Consider the following 16,640-nt stretch of genomic DNA (forward strand, 5'->3'; position numbering starts at 1 on the left):
CTTTAGCGGCCATCGCGCGCGTGGGGCACTACCGCGTTTCGTAGTCGCAGGTACAGGAATCACGTGCGCGCGGGCAAAATCCCACGAATCTCACGCATGACCGCGCGATGCGCTTTATCTAAACTGGTTGCACGATCTTCAACCAGCAGACGGCCCTCGGTGCGCGGCATGCCGCGTACAGTGCGCGGGCCGTGCCCCGCATGCCTTTCGATAACGTCAACCGGCTCTGGCAGGAGAACTTGAGCGAACGCTGGCACTCACGGGTGCCGCGCTTCGCGCTCGCGCGGCAGTACGACCTTGTGCTCGCGCTGTTCGTGGCGGCGGTCGTCGCGCTGTTCGTGCTGCCGCTGCCGACGATGATGCTCGACGGGCTCATTTCGCTGAACCTGTCGCTGTCCATCCTGCTGCTGACGGTCTCGACCTACCTGCCTTCGGCGGTCGCGTTCTCGTCGTTTCCCGCGCTGCTGCTGTTCACCACGCTGCTGCGGCTCGCGCTCAACATCGCGTCGTGCAAGCTGATCCTGCTGCAGGCGAATGCGGGCCATGTCATCGATACCTTTGGACGACTGATCGTCGGTAACAATTTCGTGGTTGGTGGCGTCGTGTTCCTCGTGATCGCGATCGTGCAGTTCATCGTGATCGCGAAGGGCTCGGAACGCGTCGCGGAAGTCGGCGCGCGCTTCTCGCTCGACGCGATGCCGGGCAAACAGATGAGCATCGACGCCGACCTGCGCGCGGGCATCATCACGTCGGACGAAGCGAAGCGCCGCCGCGAAGGGCTCGAGCAGGAATCGCAGCTGCATGGCGCGATGGACGGCGCGATGAAGTTCGTGAAGGGCGATGCGATCGCCGGCATCATCATCGCGTTCATCAATATCCTCGCGGGCATCGCCGTCGGCACGCTGATGCACGGAATGAGCGTTTCGGCCGCGCTGCATCGGTATGCGGTGCTGACCGTCGGCGACGGCATGGCGTCGCAGATTCCGTCGCTGCTGGTCTCGATCGCGGCCGGCGTGGTGACGACGCGGGTCGCGTCGCGCGATGCGCAACAGCGCCATCTCGGCGAGCAGATCGGCACGCAGATCACCAACCATCCGCGCGCGGTGCTGATCGCGGGCGTGATAGTGCTGGCGTTCGTGTTCGTGCCGGGCTTTCCGAAATGGTCGTTCCTGCTGCTCGCGTTCGCGCTGATAGGCGGCGGCGCGATGCTGATGCGGCGGCGCAAGAGCATTCCGACGCTGAACCTGATCACGCTCGCCGATGCACCGGCCGATGCGGAAGCGAGCGTCGCCGCCGCGGGTTCGCAGGTGCATCCGCTCGGCATGACGGCGCTGCTCGCGGTGGTGTTCGCGCAGGACCTGCGCGCGCATCTGAACCTCGTGCAGCTGCAGGCCGCGCTAACCGATGCGAAGGCGCGCGTCGACGTCGATCTCGGCCCCGTGTTTCCGCGCATGAACCTGCGCTTCAATCCGGAACTCCCGGCGCACACCTACCGGATCCTGCTGCAGGACGTGCTGGCGTCGAGCGGCTATCTGCGGCCCGGGCGCGTGCTGTGGGACAGCACGTCGGCGCTGCCGGCCGGTCTCGAACGCGAGGCCGGCGAGCCGTTCGGTCCGTTCTCGCAGCCGGTGTGGCTCGCGCCGTCGGCGCCGGCCGCGCGCGGCCACGGCGGCAATCTCAGTCTCGAACAGGTGCTCGCGCAGCATCTGGAAGCGGTGGTGCGCGCGAATCCATCCGCGTTGATCGGCATCCAGGAGACCCAGGCGCTCGTGCATCTCGCGCGCCGCGATCACCCGGAACTGATCGCGGAACTCACGCGCATCGTGCCGCTGCAGCGTATCACCGAAGTGCTGCGCCGGCTGCTGCTCGAACACATCCCGATCCGCAATTTACGGGTGATTTTCGAAAGCCTGATCACGTGGGCGCCGAAGGAACCGGACGACACGATCACGCTCGTCGAGCAGGTGCGCGTGGACCTGAAGCGGATGATCACCGACCGCTATTGCGGCACCGCCCGCAATCTCGAAGCGATCCTGTTCGAACAGAGCCTGCAGGACCGCGTGCAGTCCGCGATCCAGAAAACGCAGCAGGGCGTGTTTCTCGGCCTTGCGCGCGAGGTGAAGGACAACGTCTGCGAGCAGACCCGCGCGATCGTCGAATCGCTGCGCGGCACCGAGCGCGCCGCGCGCGTCGCGGTGCTGGTGCCGATGGCCGTGCGCTTCTACGTGAAGTCGATCGTCGAGCCGGTGCTGCCGGAACTGCCGGTGCTGTCGTATCAGGAGATCGAGGAAGACGTGCGGCTGCAGACCATCGGCTGGGTGAAAAACCCGGCCTGAGCGCGCGCGATTCGTCAGATTCGTCAAACGGAGGAGACCCGGTGAGCGACGTAGCGATTCTGGATATCACGCGCGAAGCGCTGCTGCTGGTGCTGATGCTGACGCTGCCCGTGGTGGCCGTCGCGACCATCGCGGCCGTGACGGTGGCGGTCATGCAGGCGGTCACGCAGGTGCAGGACTCGAGCATCGGCCTGTCGGTGCGGATGATCGTCGTGATGGTGACGGTGATCGTGCTGTCCGGCTGGGGCGCGAGGCAATTGATGATGTTCGGGCGGCAGGCGCTCGAACGGATCTTCGGGCTGACGCCCGGGCTCTTCTGACCCAACTATCGAACCATCGGATCTTGTCCAGGGACGCAAACTTGAGAACGATAATCCAGTCGATCCTGACACTACGGAATCTGCGCACGCGCGAGTGGCTGATGGTGGCGGCCGCGCTGTGCATCTGCGCGCACGCGGCAAGAGTGCGCGCGGCGGAACTGCAATGGCGCGGACGCGCGTACGAGATCGTCGCGAACGGGCGCGCGCTGCCCGACTTCCTGCGTGAACTCGCGGCGTCGCAAGGCACCACCGCGATCGTCGACCCGAAGGTGACCGGCACCATCAGCGGCCAGTTCAACGGCACGCCGGTGCAGACGCTCAATAGCGTGTGCACGACCTACGGACTCACGTGGTATTACGACGGCTCGTTTCTCTACATCGAGCGCGCGGCGGATACGCAGACCCAGGTGATGCGGATCCCGCCGGGCTCCGCATCGCGTCTCGCGCAGCTGCTGCAATCGATGCAGGTGCCGGACAAGCGCTTTGCGCTCAACATCAGCGACCGCGACAACTCGGTCTACGTGTCGGGCCCGCCGCGCTACGTCGAACTCGTGCGCGAGGCCGCGGATTCGGTCGTGAACGGCGGCGGCAGTTCCGAAACCGCGGTGATCCGCTCGTTCCCGCTGCGCTACAACTGGGCGGCGGACGTCACGATCAACCGCTCCGGCAAGGACGTGACGATCCCGGGCGTCGCGACGATCCTGCGCCAGCTGTTCGGGCAGCAGAACCCGAGCGCGAATCCGTTCGGCAACGCGATGCGTCTTGGCGGCCCGACGCGCGAAGTGAAGCTCAGCTCCGGCGACACGATCAACGTGCCGCGCATCGAGATTCCGCTCTCCGGCGACGTGGGCAGCAGCGCGTCGATCAGCGGCCCAGGCGGCGGCGGGGGCACTCAGGGCGTGATCGGCTATGGCCAGAGCGGCGGCATGGCGCCGGGCCTCGGCGCGTACGCGAATCCGGCGGCGGGCGCGTTGGGCAACAACCCGAGCCAGCAGCTGCCGCAGATCGTGCCCGATCCGTCGATCAATGCGGTGCTGATCCGCGACCTGCCGGAGAACATGGCGCGTTACGGTCCGCTGATCCAGCAGCTCGACGCGCGTCCGCGCCTCGTCGAGATCAACCTGACGATCATGGACATCAACCTGAATTCGCTCGATCAACTCGGCATCGACTGGCGGCTGCATACGTCGCACGGCGACTTCCAGTTCGGCAACGGCGCGAACCCGCCGCTCACGTTTGCGGTGGGCTCGACCGAATCCGGCCAGACCGGCACCACGACGCCGACCGGCATCGCGCTCACGGCATCGATCGGCGGGTCGCTGCGCGACTATCTGCTCGCGCGCATCAACGCGCTCGCGCAGAACGGCGACGCGAAGCTGTATTCGAAGCCGAAGGTGCTGACGATGGACAACAGCGAGGCCATCCTCGAAAACCTCACCGAGTTCTACGTGCAGGTGGCGGGCTTCCAGGATGCGTCGCTGTACGGCATCACGACCGGGCAGAGCGTGCGCGTGACGCCGATGATCGTCGACGACGATAACGCGCAGCGCGTGATGATGTCGCTCGACATCCAGGACGGCGAGGTGACGAACCAGACGGTGTCGAACGTGCCGGTGATCCAGCAGCGCAACATCGTCACGAAGACGATGATCGACGAAGGCCGCAGCCTCTTGATCGCGGGCTTCAACGACGACGAGCTGAACATCAACAAGACGGGCATTCCGTTCATCTCCGACATTCCGATCATCGGCAACCTCTTCAAGTACAACAGCAAGACCGGCACGCACATGGAGCGGTTCTACCTGATCACGCCGCGCGTCGTCACGCCATCGGCCGTGTATGCCGCGGACGGTACGCCGGAGAACTACACGTCGCCGCTGATGGAAGGCGTGGTGCAGCCGCCGGACAACACGATGCTGATGAAGGAAGCGCAGCCGCTCGCGCCGAAGCCGGCACCCGCCGCACCGGCCGCGCCCGCGAGCAGTCCTGGAGTTCAAGGTGGTCACTCCTAGCCACGAAGGCTCCGGCTGGAGCCTCTGCTTCCTGAGCGGCCCGATGTCGGGCCGCACGCTGTGGCTTGCGCCCGGCGAGAACTGGGTCGGCACGGGCGCCGACTGCGAGGTAATCCTGCCCGACCGCGAGATCGCCGCGCGGCAGATGTGCCTGCACGTCGGCGCGATCGCGGCTTCGGTGCAGAACCTGGGCGGCGCGCCGGTCACGCTGAACGGCACGCCGCTCGGCGAGATGCGCCGCACGCTCGCGGCGGGCGACACGATGACGGTGGGCTCGATCCGCTTCGGCGTCGAGCACGCGGCGGGCGCGGTCGCGGCGCCGACGGGCACGGGCGGCACGCTCGCGGCGCGGCGCGGCGAAGACCGGCCGTCGTGGCTCGTCGCGTACGCGCCCGCATGGCTCGCGGCGCTCGGCGCGCGGCGCCTCGTGCTGATGCTGCTCGCGCTGTGGAGCGCGTTCGCGCTGGCGGCGGGCGGCTACGTCGCGGTCGCGACGCGCGGCGAGTTCTGGTGGTCGCACGAGAGCCAGTACGAACGCATCCGCGAGGTCGAGGCGGCGCTGCGCGCGTATCCGGAACTGACCGTCGCACCGGGCGCCGGCGACGCGATCGTGATCGCGGGCTATGTGCGCAACGCGGACGAACGCGCGCACGTCACGCAGATCGCGGGCGGCTTCGCGAACGTGTCGGTCGGCACGGTGTACGTGGTCGATCAGCTGCTCGCAGCGACCCGCCAGACGCTCTCCGACACGTCGCTGAAGGCGCAGTACGCGGGGCGCGGGCAGATCGTGCTGACCGGCGTCGCGAGCCGAGCGGTCGCGCAGCGCGTGCAGAACTTCAAGCGCGACGCGAAACCGGCGATCGACGTGATCGACCGCGTGAGCTACGACGACAACGCGGCGGGCGCGTTCATCACGTCGACGGGCGGCGCCGTGCCGGAGGACATCGCCGGCATGTACGGCGACGACAGCGGCACGCGTTACATCGTGACGCGCGACGGCCGTCATTTCTTCGAAGGCGCGACGCTGCCGAACGGCCTCACGATCGCGTCGATCGAACCGAGCCGCGTGGTGTTCGAGCGCAACGGCGCGCGCTACATCGTGAAGCTCGGGCCCGATGCGGGGCCGGCGACGGGCACTCCCACTGCGGCGACTGCCGCGGCCGGTGCAAGTGCAGCAGCGCAGGCGGCTTCGCCCGCAGCTTCCGAGGCACCTGCTACGCCGCGCGAGACGGGCGCGGCGACCGGCGTGGCGCCGCCGGCCGGTAGCGCGGTGAGCGTGCCGGACAGCGCAAGCCACGCATCGGGCACGGCGACGACAGGCAACGCAACAGGCAACACGAACGGCGCGAGCTGCGCCACGGACGTGCAGGACACGGTGAATGCGGCAGGCGGCGCGCTGGTCGCGCGCGCCCGGCAGACGGCAGCACCGCATTCATGAAGGTGTTGGCGCGCCGTCGCGGCAGTATGCGGCGGCGCGTCAGCAAGGCAGCCGCGCAAGCGGCGTATTTCTCGGCGATGAGCAAAGGAGCAGATCATGGCATCCACGACCCCAGTGTCGAACCTTCCGGACAACACGGCGGAAATGCAGGCATTCGAGGAACAGTTGTTCCAGCAGCAGATGCAGATGCAGTCGATCGGTATGGTTGGTCAGTCGCATGCGCAGACCGTCAGCGTGATGAACAACATGAGCACTTCCGAGGCCGGCGCGAATTCCTCGGCGGGACGGCTTAACTGAGCGTTCCCGCGGCGGTCTCACGCGCATGCGATCCATGCGGCGCGTGTGGCTCGCGCCTGGCCGGCCGCCGCGCACGGGAGGTGCACAACGTTTCCATGGAGTACAGATCATGACTGGAACACCCGTGACCGCGGTGGGCGCGGACGCCGCGCTGGCGACCGCGCCCGCGCAGCGAACGCCGGACGCGCAGTGGGTTTCGCCCGGCACGACGCAGACCGCTGCGCCGTCGGGGGATGACGCGCAGGCGTTCGCGCAGCAGCTCGCCGGCAACCTGACCGGCACCGCGGCGAACGGCGCCGGCGCGGCAGGCGGCGCGAGCGAGTCGTTCGTGAACATGTTCGGCTACCTCGACGATCTCGGCCAGCGCTTCACGAAGCTCGCCGGGATGCGCCACCAGGTGATGAAGCCGACGGGCGACTGGGGCATGGATATGGCCCGGATGATGGAATACAACTGGGACCTGTCGATGACCGCCAACGGCTGCGAGTTCGCGCTGTCCGCCGCGCAGGCGGCCAACAACTGCTCGCGTTCGGTGCTGTCGCCGGACAAGGGCTAGACACGCGATCAGTGGCGGCGGGCGACAGGCAGCGCGGCACCCGCCGCCATCGGGAGTGGCCATGACGAAAACAGGCAGATGGGTTGGAGCGACCCTGCTGCTGGCATGCCTTGCCGGCTGCAACCAGGAGCTCTATTCGGGGCTCGAGGAGCGCGACGCGAACCAGATGATCTCGGTGCTCGCGGACGCGGGCATCGGCGCGTCGAAAGAAAACGTCGAAACGCGCGACGGCGGATCGAGCTGGCAGGTGGACGTGGACGGCAGCCAGGTGAGCGAGGCGCTCAACGTGCTGCGCGCGCACGGGCTACCGCATCAGCAGCTGGAAAGCCTTGGGCAGATCTTCCAGCAGCAGGGGCTCGTCGAGACGCCGGCCGAGGAGCGCGTGCGTTACATCTACGGCGTGCAGCAGGAACTGTCGCGCACGCTAGACGACGTGGACGGCGTGGTGGTCGCGCACGTGCAGGTGGTGATTCCGGAGAACGATCCGCTGTCGGACAAGGTGAAGCCTTCGTCGGCGTCGGTGTACATCAAGTACCGGCCGGGCGTCGACCTGCAGGCGATGGCGCCGATGGTGAAGGACCTCGTCACGCACAGCATCGAAGGCCTCGCGTACGACAACGTGTCGCTGTTCCTGCAGGCGGAGACGGCGCCACCGCAGGCGGCGGGCGGTTTCGCCGGCAGTGCGCTGCCGGGGCTGCTGCTGATGCGCAGTCCGTTTGCGTGGCTGCTCGCGGCACTGCTCGCGCTCACGCTGTGCGTGGTCGCGCTGCTCGGCGCGCGGCGTGGCGTGTTCGGCTCGCGCATCGCCACCGCACTGGGCGGCGGCCGCAACAGCGAACTCGCCGCATCGGGCGGCGGGCCCACCGGACACGGCTGACATGCACGACGCCCGCATGCACCGGCTCGCGGTGGAGTTCAACCTGCGGCCGGACCGCTACATCGGCGCCGACTGGCTGCCGGACGAGTGGCCGGCGCGCTATCGCGATCTCGACCGCTTCGGCGAGCGCGGCCGCGCGGTGCTGGCCGCGGTGCTGCTCGCGCGGCTCGGTTCGGGCGGCGCGCCGGTGTTCGCGTTCGGCAGCCGCATTGCGCGCATCGCGCTCGTCGACCGTGCTGCGCTCGCGACGCTCGGCGCGTACTGCGGGCTGATGCTGCATCGCGCGTGGCTGCGCGAGGCCGCGAACTGGCGTGCGCAGTCGGTGCTGGTCGAAGCGTTCGGCCATAGCGCGATGCCGTTCGTGCTGGACCGCGCGCCGCCGTTCGAAGCGATCGGCGAAACGCTCGAACCGTACCGGCGTGCGCCGCTCGAAGCGATCGATGCGATCCGCCGGCGCGGCTGCCGGCTGCTGTTCGATCTCGTCGCGGCCGAGCATGCGCAACTGGCGCCGCGGTTCGCGCTGAAGTTTCCGCGCTCGCTCGTCGCGCAGCCGTCGTATGGGCTGAGCGTGCTGCATCGGCAGCATCTGGCCGAGCTGATTTTCCTGTGCCTCATTCCGGAGCGACTCGCACAATGGGACTGGCTTTTCTGATCACGAGCGAGAACCTGCAGATTCTCTCGGAGCGCAAGGTGCTCAAGCAGCACGAGTACTCGGCGCTGCTCGACGCCGGTTCGCTCGTCACGAGCGCGCAGAACGAACGCGCGCGGATTCTCAAGGAAGCGGAGCGCGTGTTCGAGGAGAAGCGCAACGAAGGGCTCGCGCTCGGGCTCGAGGAAGGCCGCCGCGAGTACGCGCAGAAAGCCTGCGGCGCGGCGCTCGACGCGGCCCGCACGCTCGATGCGTTGCGCGAGACGATGGCGCGCATCGTCGTGAAGGCGGTGCGGCAGATGGTGGGACCGGTCGATCCGCGTACCTTGCTCGAACAGTCGCTGCGGCGTGTCGATGCGCTGGTGCGCGACGAGTCGCTGCTGGTGATGCGGGTGCCGCCCGCGCAGCGCGAAGCGGCCGGCGCGGCGCTGGCGCGCGCGTGGCCCGACCGCGCGATGACGCACAAGGTGCGCGTGGTGCCGGACGATACCTTGCGCGACGACCAGTGCGTGATCGAGACGCCGTCGGGCAGCATCGACGCCGGGCTCGATGCGCAGATCGAGGCGCTGGCGGCAGCGATCCGCCAGCGTGCGACATGAGCGACGCGGACGATCTCGCCGGTCGGCTCGCGCGTTTCGCGGGCGAATTCGACGACCTCGCCGAATCGTTCGACAGCGACGCCGCGCAGCGCGCGCTCGCCGACGAACTGGATCAGAGCGTCGCAGCGTTCAATCCGGTGCGGATGCGTGGCCGCGTGAGCCACGCGGCGGGGCTGCTCGTCAACGCGTCCGGGCTGCACGCGAAGCTCGGCGAGATCTGCGAGCTGCGCACGCCCGGCGAAGCACCGATGCTCGCGGAAGTGGTTGGCTTCGCGCGGCAGACCACGCTGCTCACGCCGCTCGGCGCAACCGGCGGCCTGTCTCCATCCACCGAAGTGATCCCCTCCGGGCGCGGACATCGTTTCGCGGTCGGCGCCGCGCTGCGCTCGCGCGTGCTCAACGGGCTTGGCGCGCCGCTCGACGACCGCGGCGACGTGCCGGGCGCGGTGCTCGTGTCCGCGCACAACGAGCCGGTGAACCCGCTGCGCCGTCGCACGATCGACACCGCGCTGCCCACCGGCGTGCGCGTGATCGATACGCTGTTGACCGTCGGCGTCGGTCAGCGCATCGGCGTGTTCGCGCCGTCCGGCGTCGGCAAGAGCACGCTGCTCGGCATGATCGCGCGCGGCGCGGCGTGCGACGTGATCGTGATCGGACTGGTCGGCGAACGCGGCCGCGAAGTGCGCGAGTTCATCGAGCACAACCTGTCGCCGGAAGCGCGCGAGAAAGCGGTGATCGTCGCGTCCACGTCCGATCGTCCCGCGATGGAGCGCGTGAAGTCCGCGCACGTCGCAACCGCAATCGCCGAGTATTTCCGCGACCAGGGGCTGTCGGTGCTGCTGCTGGTCGATTCGCTGACGCGCTTCGCGCGTGCGCAACGCGAGGTCGGCCTCGCATCCGGCGAACCGCCGACGCGGCGCAGTTTTCCGCCGTCGACATTTTCCGTGCTGCCGCAACTGCTGGAGCGCGCGGGGCAGGGCGAGCGCGGTTCGATCACCGCGTTCTACACGGTGCTCGTGGAAGGCGACGAGGAAACGGACCCGATCGCGGAAGAAGTGCGCTCGATCGTCGACGGACACATCGTGCTGTCGCGCAAGGTGGCGAGCGCGAACCGCTACCCGGCGATCGACGTGCTGGCGAGCCTGTCGCGCGTGATGTCGCAGGTGGTGCGCGAACCGCATCTCGCGGCCGCGGCGCACGTGCGCTCGCTGCTCGCGCGTTATCAGGAGATCGAACTGCTGGTGCAGATCGGCGAGTACCGCGCGGGCGCCGATCCGCTTGCCGATGCGGCGCTCGCCGCCAAACCGGCGCTGGAGGCTTTTTTCACGCAGTCCGCGCGCGCGCTCGAACCGTTCGACGCGAGCGTGGACGCCTTGATCGACATGGCCCGACGACATGGACCGGACACTGGACACCACGCTTGATGCGTTGCGCTGCGTGCGCGACGCACGTCAGCGCAAGGCCGCGATCGAGAAGATCCGGCAGGAGCGCGTGGCCGCGCAGAGCGCGCAGAGCGTCGCCGATGCGCAGTCGCGCATGATGCGCGAGATCGCCGCGCGGCTCGCGCTCGCGCAGCGCGTGAACCGCGAGGCAGGCACGGGCGACGTGACGCCGCGCGCGCTGGCCGACACGTTTTCCGAGGACATGTCGCGCACCCGCGCGGCAGGCCTCGCGCGCCTCGACGTGATGCAGGCGGGCGAAGTGCATCGCCGCGAGCAGGCGACGCTCGCGGAACTGCAGGAGCGGCTGGGCCGCGCGCAGGCGAACCTCGACAAGATCGACCGCGTGGCGGACGAAGCGAATCGCGTCGCGCAGCGCCGCGCCGATGCGCGCGAAGAGGACGAGGCGGATGCGGCCGCGTTGCGCCGGGGCGGCGCGGGTGGCTCGCGTGACGAGCACGGTGGTGTGTCGCTCAGGGAAGGCGGGGCTTTGCGGATGCGCGATGGCGATGGGTCATGACGACATCGCGGCATTACAGGCCACGGTGCGCCCGCTGCTGATGGTGATGCCGCGCCTGCTGCCGATGATGCTCGTGATGCCGGCGTTCAGTCCGCAGATCATGACCTCGCTCGCGCGCAACGGGCTGATCGTCGTGCTCGCGGCGTTCACCGCGCCGCTGATCGATTACTCGACGATGGCGACGGTGCCGTACTCGATGTGGATCGTGCTGTGTGCGAAGGAAGCGCTGATCGGCCTGCTGCTCGGCTTCGCGTTCAGCGCGATGCTGTGGGCGATCGAAAACGTCGGACACCTGATCGATTTTCAGACCGGCTCGGGCAATTTCGCGTTCTTCGACCCGGTGTCGGGCGACCAGAGCGGCCCGACCGCGGTGTTCCTGAATCTGCTTGCGTGCACGCTGTTCGTGACGGGCGGCGGCCTGCACGCGATGCTCGGGATGTTCCTGCAGTCGTACAAGCTGTGGCCCGTGGCGTCGCTGCTGCCGAACGCGCATCAGGTGCTCGACCAGTTCGCGATGCGCGCGACCGATTCGGTGATGCAGGCGAGCGTGAAGCTCGCGGCGCCGGTCATCATCGTGCTGGTGCTGGTTGAGCTGGGCCTGAGCCTGATCGCGCGCTCGGTGCCGCAGCTGAACGTGTTCATGATCTCGCAGCCGGTGAAAGGGCTGATCGCGGTGCTGATGATGGCGCTCTTCCTGTACTTCGTGTACGGCTCGCTGCACGCGTTTCTCGCGCCGGACGGGCCGTTGTTCGCGATGCTGCGGGCGACGCTGTAGCGTGTTGATCACATTCGAGGAGGGCGGTCCGCATGGCCGAGAAGACCCATCAGGCCACCGCGCGGCGGCTGCGCGAAGCGCGCCGCCAGGGCGAAGTCGCGCGCAGCGCCGACGTGATCACGACGGTGCAGTTCATCGTGATGCTCGCGCTGATTGCGGGCGCGGGGCCGTTCGCGCTCAGCCTGCTGCATCAGCTGTTCGATGCGGCACAGCAGGTGATCGCCGCGCAGGATCCCGGCGAGCAGATCGACGCGCTGCTCGGCGCGGCGCGTCATGTGCTGCTGCTCGTGTTCATCGCGCTCGGTGTCGCGGTGGCGCTCGCGGGCATCATCGCGGGCATCGTGCAGGTGGGCGGGCTCATGGCGTGGGCGCGGCTCACGCCGCAGCTTTCACGGCTCAATCCTGCGGCGGGTCTCAAACGGATCGTGTCGATGCGCGCGCTGATCGATCTCGCGAAGCTGATCGGCAAAACTGCCGCGGTCGGGCTGATCCTGTTCGCGGTGATCCGCGGTTCGATCGGCGCGGCGGTCGAAGCCGGCTTCACGACGCCCGCGCAGATCCTTTCGCTGACAGGACGCATGCTGTCGATGCTGTTCGGCTGGGCGGCGGTCGTCTATGCGGCGATCGCGGCGATCGATCTGATTCACCAGCGCTGGGAGTTCGCGCGCAACCACCGGATGAGCACCGACGAGCTGCGCCGCGAAACGCGCGAAATGGAAGGCGACCCGCACGTGTCGTCGCGGCGCACGCAGCTGGCGCGCGAGGCGCAGTTCGCGTCGATGCAGGACGTGCTGCGCGGCGCGTCGGTGGTGATCTGTTCGTCGCGCGTCGCGGTGGCGCTGCACTACGCGGGCGAGCCGACCTTGCCGCGCGTGATCGCGAAAGGGGAAGGGGAGGCGGCGGCCCGTATCCGCGCGGTGGCGGAGGAACTGTTGCGCCCGGTGGTGGCGAACACCGGGCTCGCGGAAAAACTCTACGAGCAGGTGGCGCTCAACCGGTATATCGATCGCGGGCATTTCCGCGAGGTCGCGGATGCGTTGCGCTGGGCGGGCGGTGGTTGAGCGCGTTTTCGCTTCGCCAACGCCAGCTGTCGAGCAACCGGCCCGCGATGTACGCGAGCTGCACGCGGTTCCGCGCGTGGCAGATCTTCTTCAGCTGGCGCAGATGGGCGCGCACGTCGCGCCTGGCTCGTTGTTACTCGCTCGCGGTCCACTCGACGTTCGCGCCCACCGAGCGCAGGTTTTCGACGAAGCGCGGATGCGCGCGGCGGATCGGCAGCGCGTTCATGATCTCGGAGCGCCCTTCGATGCTGGCCGCGACCATCAGCAGCGCGATCGCCACGCGGATGATGTACGGGCTCTCCACCCGTGCCGGACGCAGCGCGAGGCCGCCGAACGTGACGAGCCGGTGCGGATCGGACAGGAACACGTGCGCGCCGAACTTCGACAGTTCGCTGGTCCAGCCCATCGCGCCGTCGTAGACCTTGTTCCAGAACATCGCGCTGCCTTCAGCCTTCACGCCGAGCGCAATGAAGATCGGCAGCAGATCGACCGGCAGATAGGGCCAAGGCGCGGCTTCGACCTTGGTGAGAATATTTTGAGTGAACGGCCGGCGCACCTTCAGTGAACCATCACTGATCGCACGCGACCAGCCATTTCGGTGAACGACCTCGATGCCGAATTTATTGAACGTGCGGTCGATCAGCGGGAACTGCTCGGGCGCGGAATTCTTCACCACGATTTCACCGCCGGTGATCGCGCCGAGCGCGAGGAACGTGGCGATCTCGTGGAAATCTTCATCGAAGCGGAACTCGCCGCCGCGCAGCTTCGTGCCGCCCGTCACGCTCAACCGCGACGTGCCGATGCCGTCGATGCCGACGCCGAGCATCGCGAGGAAGCGGCAGAACTCCTGCACGTGCGGCTCGGACGCCGCGTTGACGAGCGTCGACGTGCCGACGGCGGACGCCGCGCACAGCGCGAAGTTTTCGGTGGTCGTCACCGACGCGTAGTCCAGCCAGTGATCGTTCGGCGTCATGCCGCCGTCGTTGCGGACGATCAGCGAATCGTCGGTGCGCTCCATGCGGGCGCCGAACCGTTCGAACACTTCCACGTGCGGGTCGATTTCGCGCACGCCGAGCGTGCAGCCTTTCACGTCGCTTTCCAGCCGCGCCACGCCGAACCGCGCGAGCAGCGGCGGGACCAGCATGATCGACGAACGCATCTCCTCCGGCAGCCGGTGCGTGGCCGGATCGAAGGTGGTGGCGTGGTGGTGCAGATCGAGGATGCCGGTCGTGAAATTCACCGACACGTCACTGCCCAGCGTGCGGAAGATGTCGAGAATCTTCTTGACGTCGGTGATCTCCGGTACGCCGATCAGGCGAACCGGTTGATCGGTGAGCAGCGTGGCGCAGAGGATGGGCAGGACGGCGTTCTTGTTGGCGGACGGCGCAATTTCCCCGCGAAGCGGAGAGCCGCCGTGGACGATCAGGTTGGACATGTCGGGTCGGATCGGGACGGGAAGAGGGCACAAGGGCGATATGATGCCATCGCTTCGCGTGGGCCGTTTCGTTTGGCCGCGCGTACAGCCACGACGTCTGTCGCAGCGAGATCGCGGCAGCGACCCTGCATCGAACTGACACTTCCTTACGGTGGCGTCGGGCCCGTCGGGTGGTTTTGGACGGGTCGTGGCCGGTTCCAGGTGCAATTGCAATTTGCATTGAACCACCACGCATTGTCGACTACTGTAGTAGTGATCTTTTCGTGTTCAGACCGGTGAACACACAATCGATTTGCAAAACAGTGATCCTGGCAAGCGAATGTCGGCGCTGCGAAGACAGAACACGATAATCGTGCGGCGCAAGAGCGTGGCTTGACGCCACGCGATACTCGCGCATTACCGCTCCATCGTTGTCGGCGTTGCCGAACGCGACGCAGTCGTTCGTCCCGTGCGGCAGGGCGACAAAAAACATTTCCGTCGTACGCTTTGTCCACTTTTATATGCATTCCTAACATAATAAGTTTCGCAAAACATGATCCGATCGATACCTGCACGAATTGAACGTTAAGGAATACATATTGAATTGCGTCGATTCATTCGATCCGACGCGCGCCACGATGGCGGCCAGCGCCGAGGAACATATCAATCACTGCAAGGAGAATGTCATGTCACGAGTGCGATCGGGGCGCTTTACGCCCACCGACATCACAACGGGATTAGGACTGCTGGCGGGACTGGCCGGGACATGGAAGGGGCACGGTTTCAATCTGATCGCCCGCCCGGACTTTCACGACAAGACGGACCTGTACCTGCAGTTGAACCATACGCGCGAGACCCTGACGTTCGACCCGATTGGTTCGCCGGTGCCGAATCGGGGCTTCGGTCAGGACGATATCGAGCTGTTCGGTCTGACCTACCTTCAGAAGATCGTCGACGCGGGACACGATGGCGCGTTGCATATCGAACCCGGCATCTGGATCACGCAGCCGAATACGTCGTTTCCAGCGGACGGTGTGCCGAACCCGCCAAACCAGCTGGTGGCGCGCATGGCCACGATACCGCACGGCAATTCGGTACTGGCGCAAGGTGTTGCTTCGCCGTTCGACGGTACGCCGCTAGTGAAAACCGGAAGCTTCGAATACGCGTTCTCGCAGTTTCCTTCGTTCAACAGCACGCCGTTCGCTGTGCCGCCGACGGCGTCGGGAATAGTCTTCAACGCCGCAGGATCTTCCGAGAAACTCACGGCGGCAACAATCCCCGCAACACCGTTCCCACAGTACGACCTGAGCATACCGGCCGCGCCGGCGCCGCTTCCACCAGCTTTGCAGCAGTAGTTCAATCTCAACACACGCACACCGTTCGAGACTTCGCCGCCGGAGCCGGCGTTTCCGGATAATCCGGGCAATCAGGCGCTCGTCAACGACCCGATCGTGCTGCTGCAAAACGACGTCACGAAGCTGGTCGACGAAGGCTACTCGTTTTCCGGATTCACGCTCAATGTCGCGACGCAGGCCACGATCACGTTTTTGCAGAATGCCAACAGCAAGGCAGTGGGACCGACGCAGACCGTAACGTTGCCGCAACTGGGCGGTGGCGTTGAGAACATCCGTTTTCTCGATGGCCAGCCTGTCACCGTCGCGGGCGCGCTGCAGCCCGCGGAAAACGCGCAGACGGCCATGGTCTATGCGACGTTCTGGGTTGAGACCGTGAAGAACAGCAAGACCGGCGACGAATTCAGCCAGCTTCAATATGCGCAGATGGTGGTGCTCGACTTCCCAATCTTTCACCTGCTGAACCCGGCGGAGACGAATCCGCCAACGCCACCGGCTTTCGTGAACCTCGGATGGCCGCACATCACGGTGGCAACGCTAAGAAAGAGCTTTGGCTGATCGAAGAGTGCGCGCGCGACACGCATCCGGCGGTGCGTGTCGCGGCTGCGTTCGCGCTAGGGGCTGTCGTGAGAGACACGAGTTTTATTTGACATAAGATAAATTATCGATGTTTTTATTGTGAGAGCTAGTTAGTAATGTCTGGTTTGAGCCAGTTAGAAATGTCTGGTTCAGGCCTGCCCGAGGCGCATGCTGGTCGTGCGCGATACGGCGGAGCCTGTCATGAACGAACCCGGACTGGTGACGATCAGCATGAACGAGCTGCGACGCGTCAAGATCATCGAAGCGGTCGTCGAGGGACGCCTGAGCGGCGTTCGCGCGGCTGAGCAACTGGGTCTGAGGCCGATGAACCTGCGGGGCCGCGTGATCGCCATCATCCGTGAGCGCTACGCGGATTTCGGGCCAACCCTCGCGCGTGAGAAGCTGGTCGAGTGCCA

At 66.8% G+C, this 16,640-nt stretch carries 16 protein-coding genes and 1 pseudogene; 16 read left to right on the forward strand and 1 reads right to left on the reverse strand.

Annotated features, from left to right (window positions below; translation table 11 throughout):
* Positions 1-200 precede the first annotated feature (200 nt).
* From sctV to DVS29_RS24645, 13 genes are all read left to right on the forward strand, one after another.
* On the forward strand, positions 201-2,336 hold the full coding sequence (sctV, locus tag DVS29_RS24585) for a type III secretion system export apparatus subunit SctV (RefSeq protein WP_118183128.1): 2,136 nt from the start codon (positions 201-203) through the stop codon (positions 2,334-2,336).
* Positions 2,337-2,377: 41 nt separating this feature from the next.
* On the forward strand, positions 2,378-2,656 hold the full coding sequence (locus tag DVS29_RS24590) for a flagellar biosynthetic protein FliQ (RefSeq protein ID WP_118183129.1): 279 nt from the start codon (positions 2,378-2,380) through the stop codon (positions 2,654-2,656).
* A 101-nt stretch (positions 2,657-2,757) separates the two neighbouring features.
* Positions 2,758-4,668: a type III secretion system outer membrane ring subunit SctC gene (gene sctC / locus DVS29_RS24595; RefSeq protein WP_118183130.1), complete on the forward strand. Its 1,911-nt coding sequence runs from the start codon at positions 2,758-2,760 to the stop codon at positions 4,666-4,668.
* Positions 4,655-6,106, forward strand: coding sequence for an FHA domain-containing protein (locus tag DVS29_RS24600; RefSeq protein ID WP_124800712.1), 1,452 nt, complete (start codon positions 4,655-4,657; stop codon positions 6,104-6,106). Before sctC ends, DVS29_RS24600 begins: the two co-directional genes overlap by 14 nt.
* A gap of 96 nt (positions 6,107-6,202) precedes the next feature.
* Positions 6,203-6,403: a hypothetical protein gene (locus tag DVS29_RS24605; RefSeq protein WP_124800713.1), complete on the forward strand. Its 201-nt coding sequence runs from the start codon at positions 6,203-6,205 to the stop codon at positions 6,401-6,403.
* A gap of 109 nt (positions 6,404-6,512) precedes the next feature.
* Complete coding sequence (locus DVS29_RS24610; RefSeq protein ID WP_124800714.1) at positions 6,513-6,959, forward strand: hypothetical protein; 447 nt, start codon at positions 6,513-6,515, stop codon at positions 6,957-6,959.
* Between the two features lie 61 nt (positions 6,960-7,020).
* Positions 7,021-7,836 (forward strand): type III secretion system inner membrane ring lipoprotein SctJ, encoded by an 816-nt coding sequence (sctJ, locus tag DVS29_RS24615; protein WP_118183134.1) that lies wholly within the window; start codon positions 7,021-7,023, stop codon positions 7,834-7,836.
* 1 nt (position 7,837) lies between these two features.
* Entirely contained in the window at positions 7,838-8,488 is a 651-nt protein-coding gene (locus DVS29_RS24620; RefSeq protein WP_118183135.1) for a SctK family type III secretion system sorting platform protein, read from the forward strand.
* The gene (gene sctL, locus DVS29_RS24625; RefSeq protein WP_118183136.1) at positions 8,470-9,084 is read left to right on the forward strand and encodes a type III secretion system stator protein SctL; all 615 of its coding nucleotides are present in this window, start codon (positions 8,470-8,472) and stop codon (positions 9,082-9,084) included. The genes DVS29_RS24620 and sctL overlap by 19 nt, the downstream gene beginning before the upstream one ends.
* Positions 9,081-10,508, forward strand: a complete 1,428-nt coding sequence (locus DVS29_RS24630) for a FliI/YscN family ATPase (RefSeq protein ID WP_118183137.1) — start codon at positions 9,081-9,083, stop codon at positions 10,506-10,508. Before sctL ends, DVS29_RS24630 begins: the two co-directional genes overlap by 4 nt.
* A complete protein-coding gene (locus tag DVS29_RS24635; protein WP_118183138.1) occupies positions 10,480-11,043 on the forward strand; it encodes a hypothetical protein in 564 nt (187 codons plus the stop codon). Before DVS29_RS24630 ends, DVS29_RS24635 begins: the two co-directional genes overlap by 29 nt.
* Positions 11,027-11,818, forward strand: coding sequence for a type III secretion system export apparatus subunit SctT (gene sctT / locus DVS29_RS24640; RefSeq protein WP_118183139.1), 792 nt, complete (start codon positions 11,027-11,029; stop codon positions 11,816-11,818). Before DVS29_RS24635 ends, sctT begins: the two co-directional genes overlap by 17 nt.
* Positions 11,819-11,850: 32 nt before the next feature.
* Positions 11,851-12,879, forward strand: a complete 1,029-nt coding sequence (locus DVS29_RS24645) for an EscU/YscU/HrcU family type III secretion system export apparatus switch protein (RefSeq protein WP_118183140.1) — start codon at positions 11,851-11,853, stop codon at positions 12,877-12,879.
* A gap of 133 nt (positions 12,880-13,012) precedes the next feature.
* On the opposite strand, the gene DVS29_RS24650 is transcribed toward DVS29_RS24645, so the two are convergent.
* Complete coding sequence (locus DVS29_RS24650; protein WP_118183141.1) at positions 13,013-14,314, reverse strand: UDP-N-acetylglucosamine 1-carboxyvinyltransferase; 1,302 nt, start codon at positions 14,312-14,314, stop codon at positions 13,013-13,015.
* Between the two features lie 578 nt (positions 14,315-14,892).
* On the opposite strand from DVS29_RS24650, the gene DVS29_RS24655 reads away from it, so the two are divergent.
* The 3 genes and pseudogenes from DVS29_RS24655 to DVS29_RS24670 all read left to right on the forward strand — a co-directional run.
* Positions 14,893-15,648, forward strand: coding sequence for a hypothetical protein (locus DVS29_RS24655; protein ID WP_118183142.1), 756 nt, complete (start codon positions 14,893-14,895; stop codon positions 15,646-15,648).
* A gap of 96 nt (positions 15,649-15,744) precedes the next feature.
* Entirely contained in the window at positions 15,745-16,203 is a 459-nt protein-coding gene (locus DVS29_RS24660) for a hypothetical protein (RefSeq protein WP_118183143.1), read from the forward strand.
* A gap of 222 nt (positions 16,204-16,425) precedes the next feature.
* Positions 16,426-16,640, forward strand: a pseudogene (locus DVS29_RS24670) (ISNCY family transposase); the annotation flags it as partial.

Source organism: Paraburkholderia phosphatilytica (assembly GCF_003443895.1).
GTDB lineage: Bacteria > Pseudomonadota > Gammaproteobacteria > Burkholderiales > Burkholderiaceae > Paraburkholderia > Paraburkholderia phosphatilytica.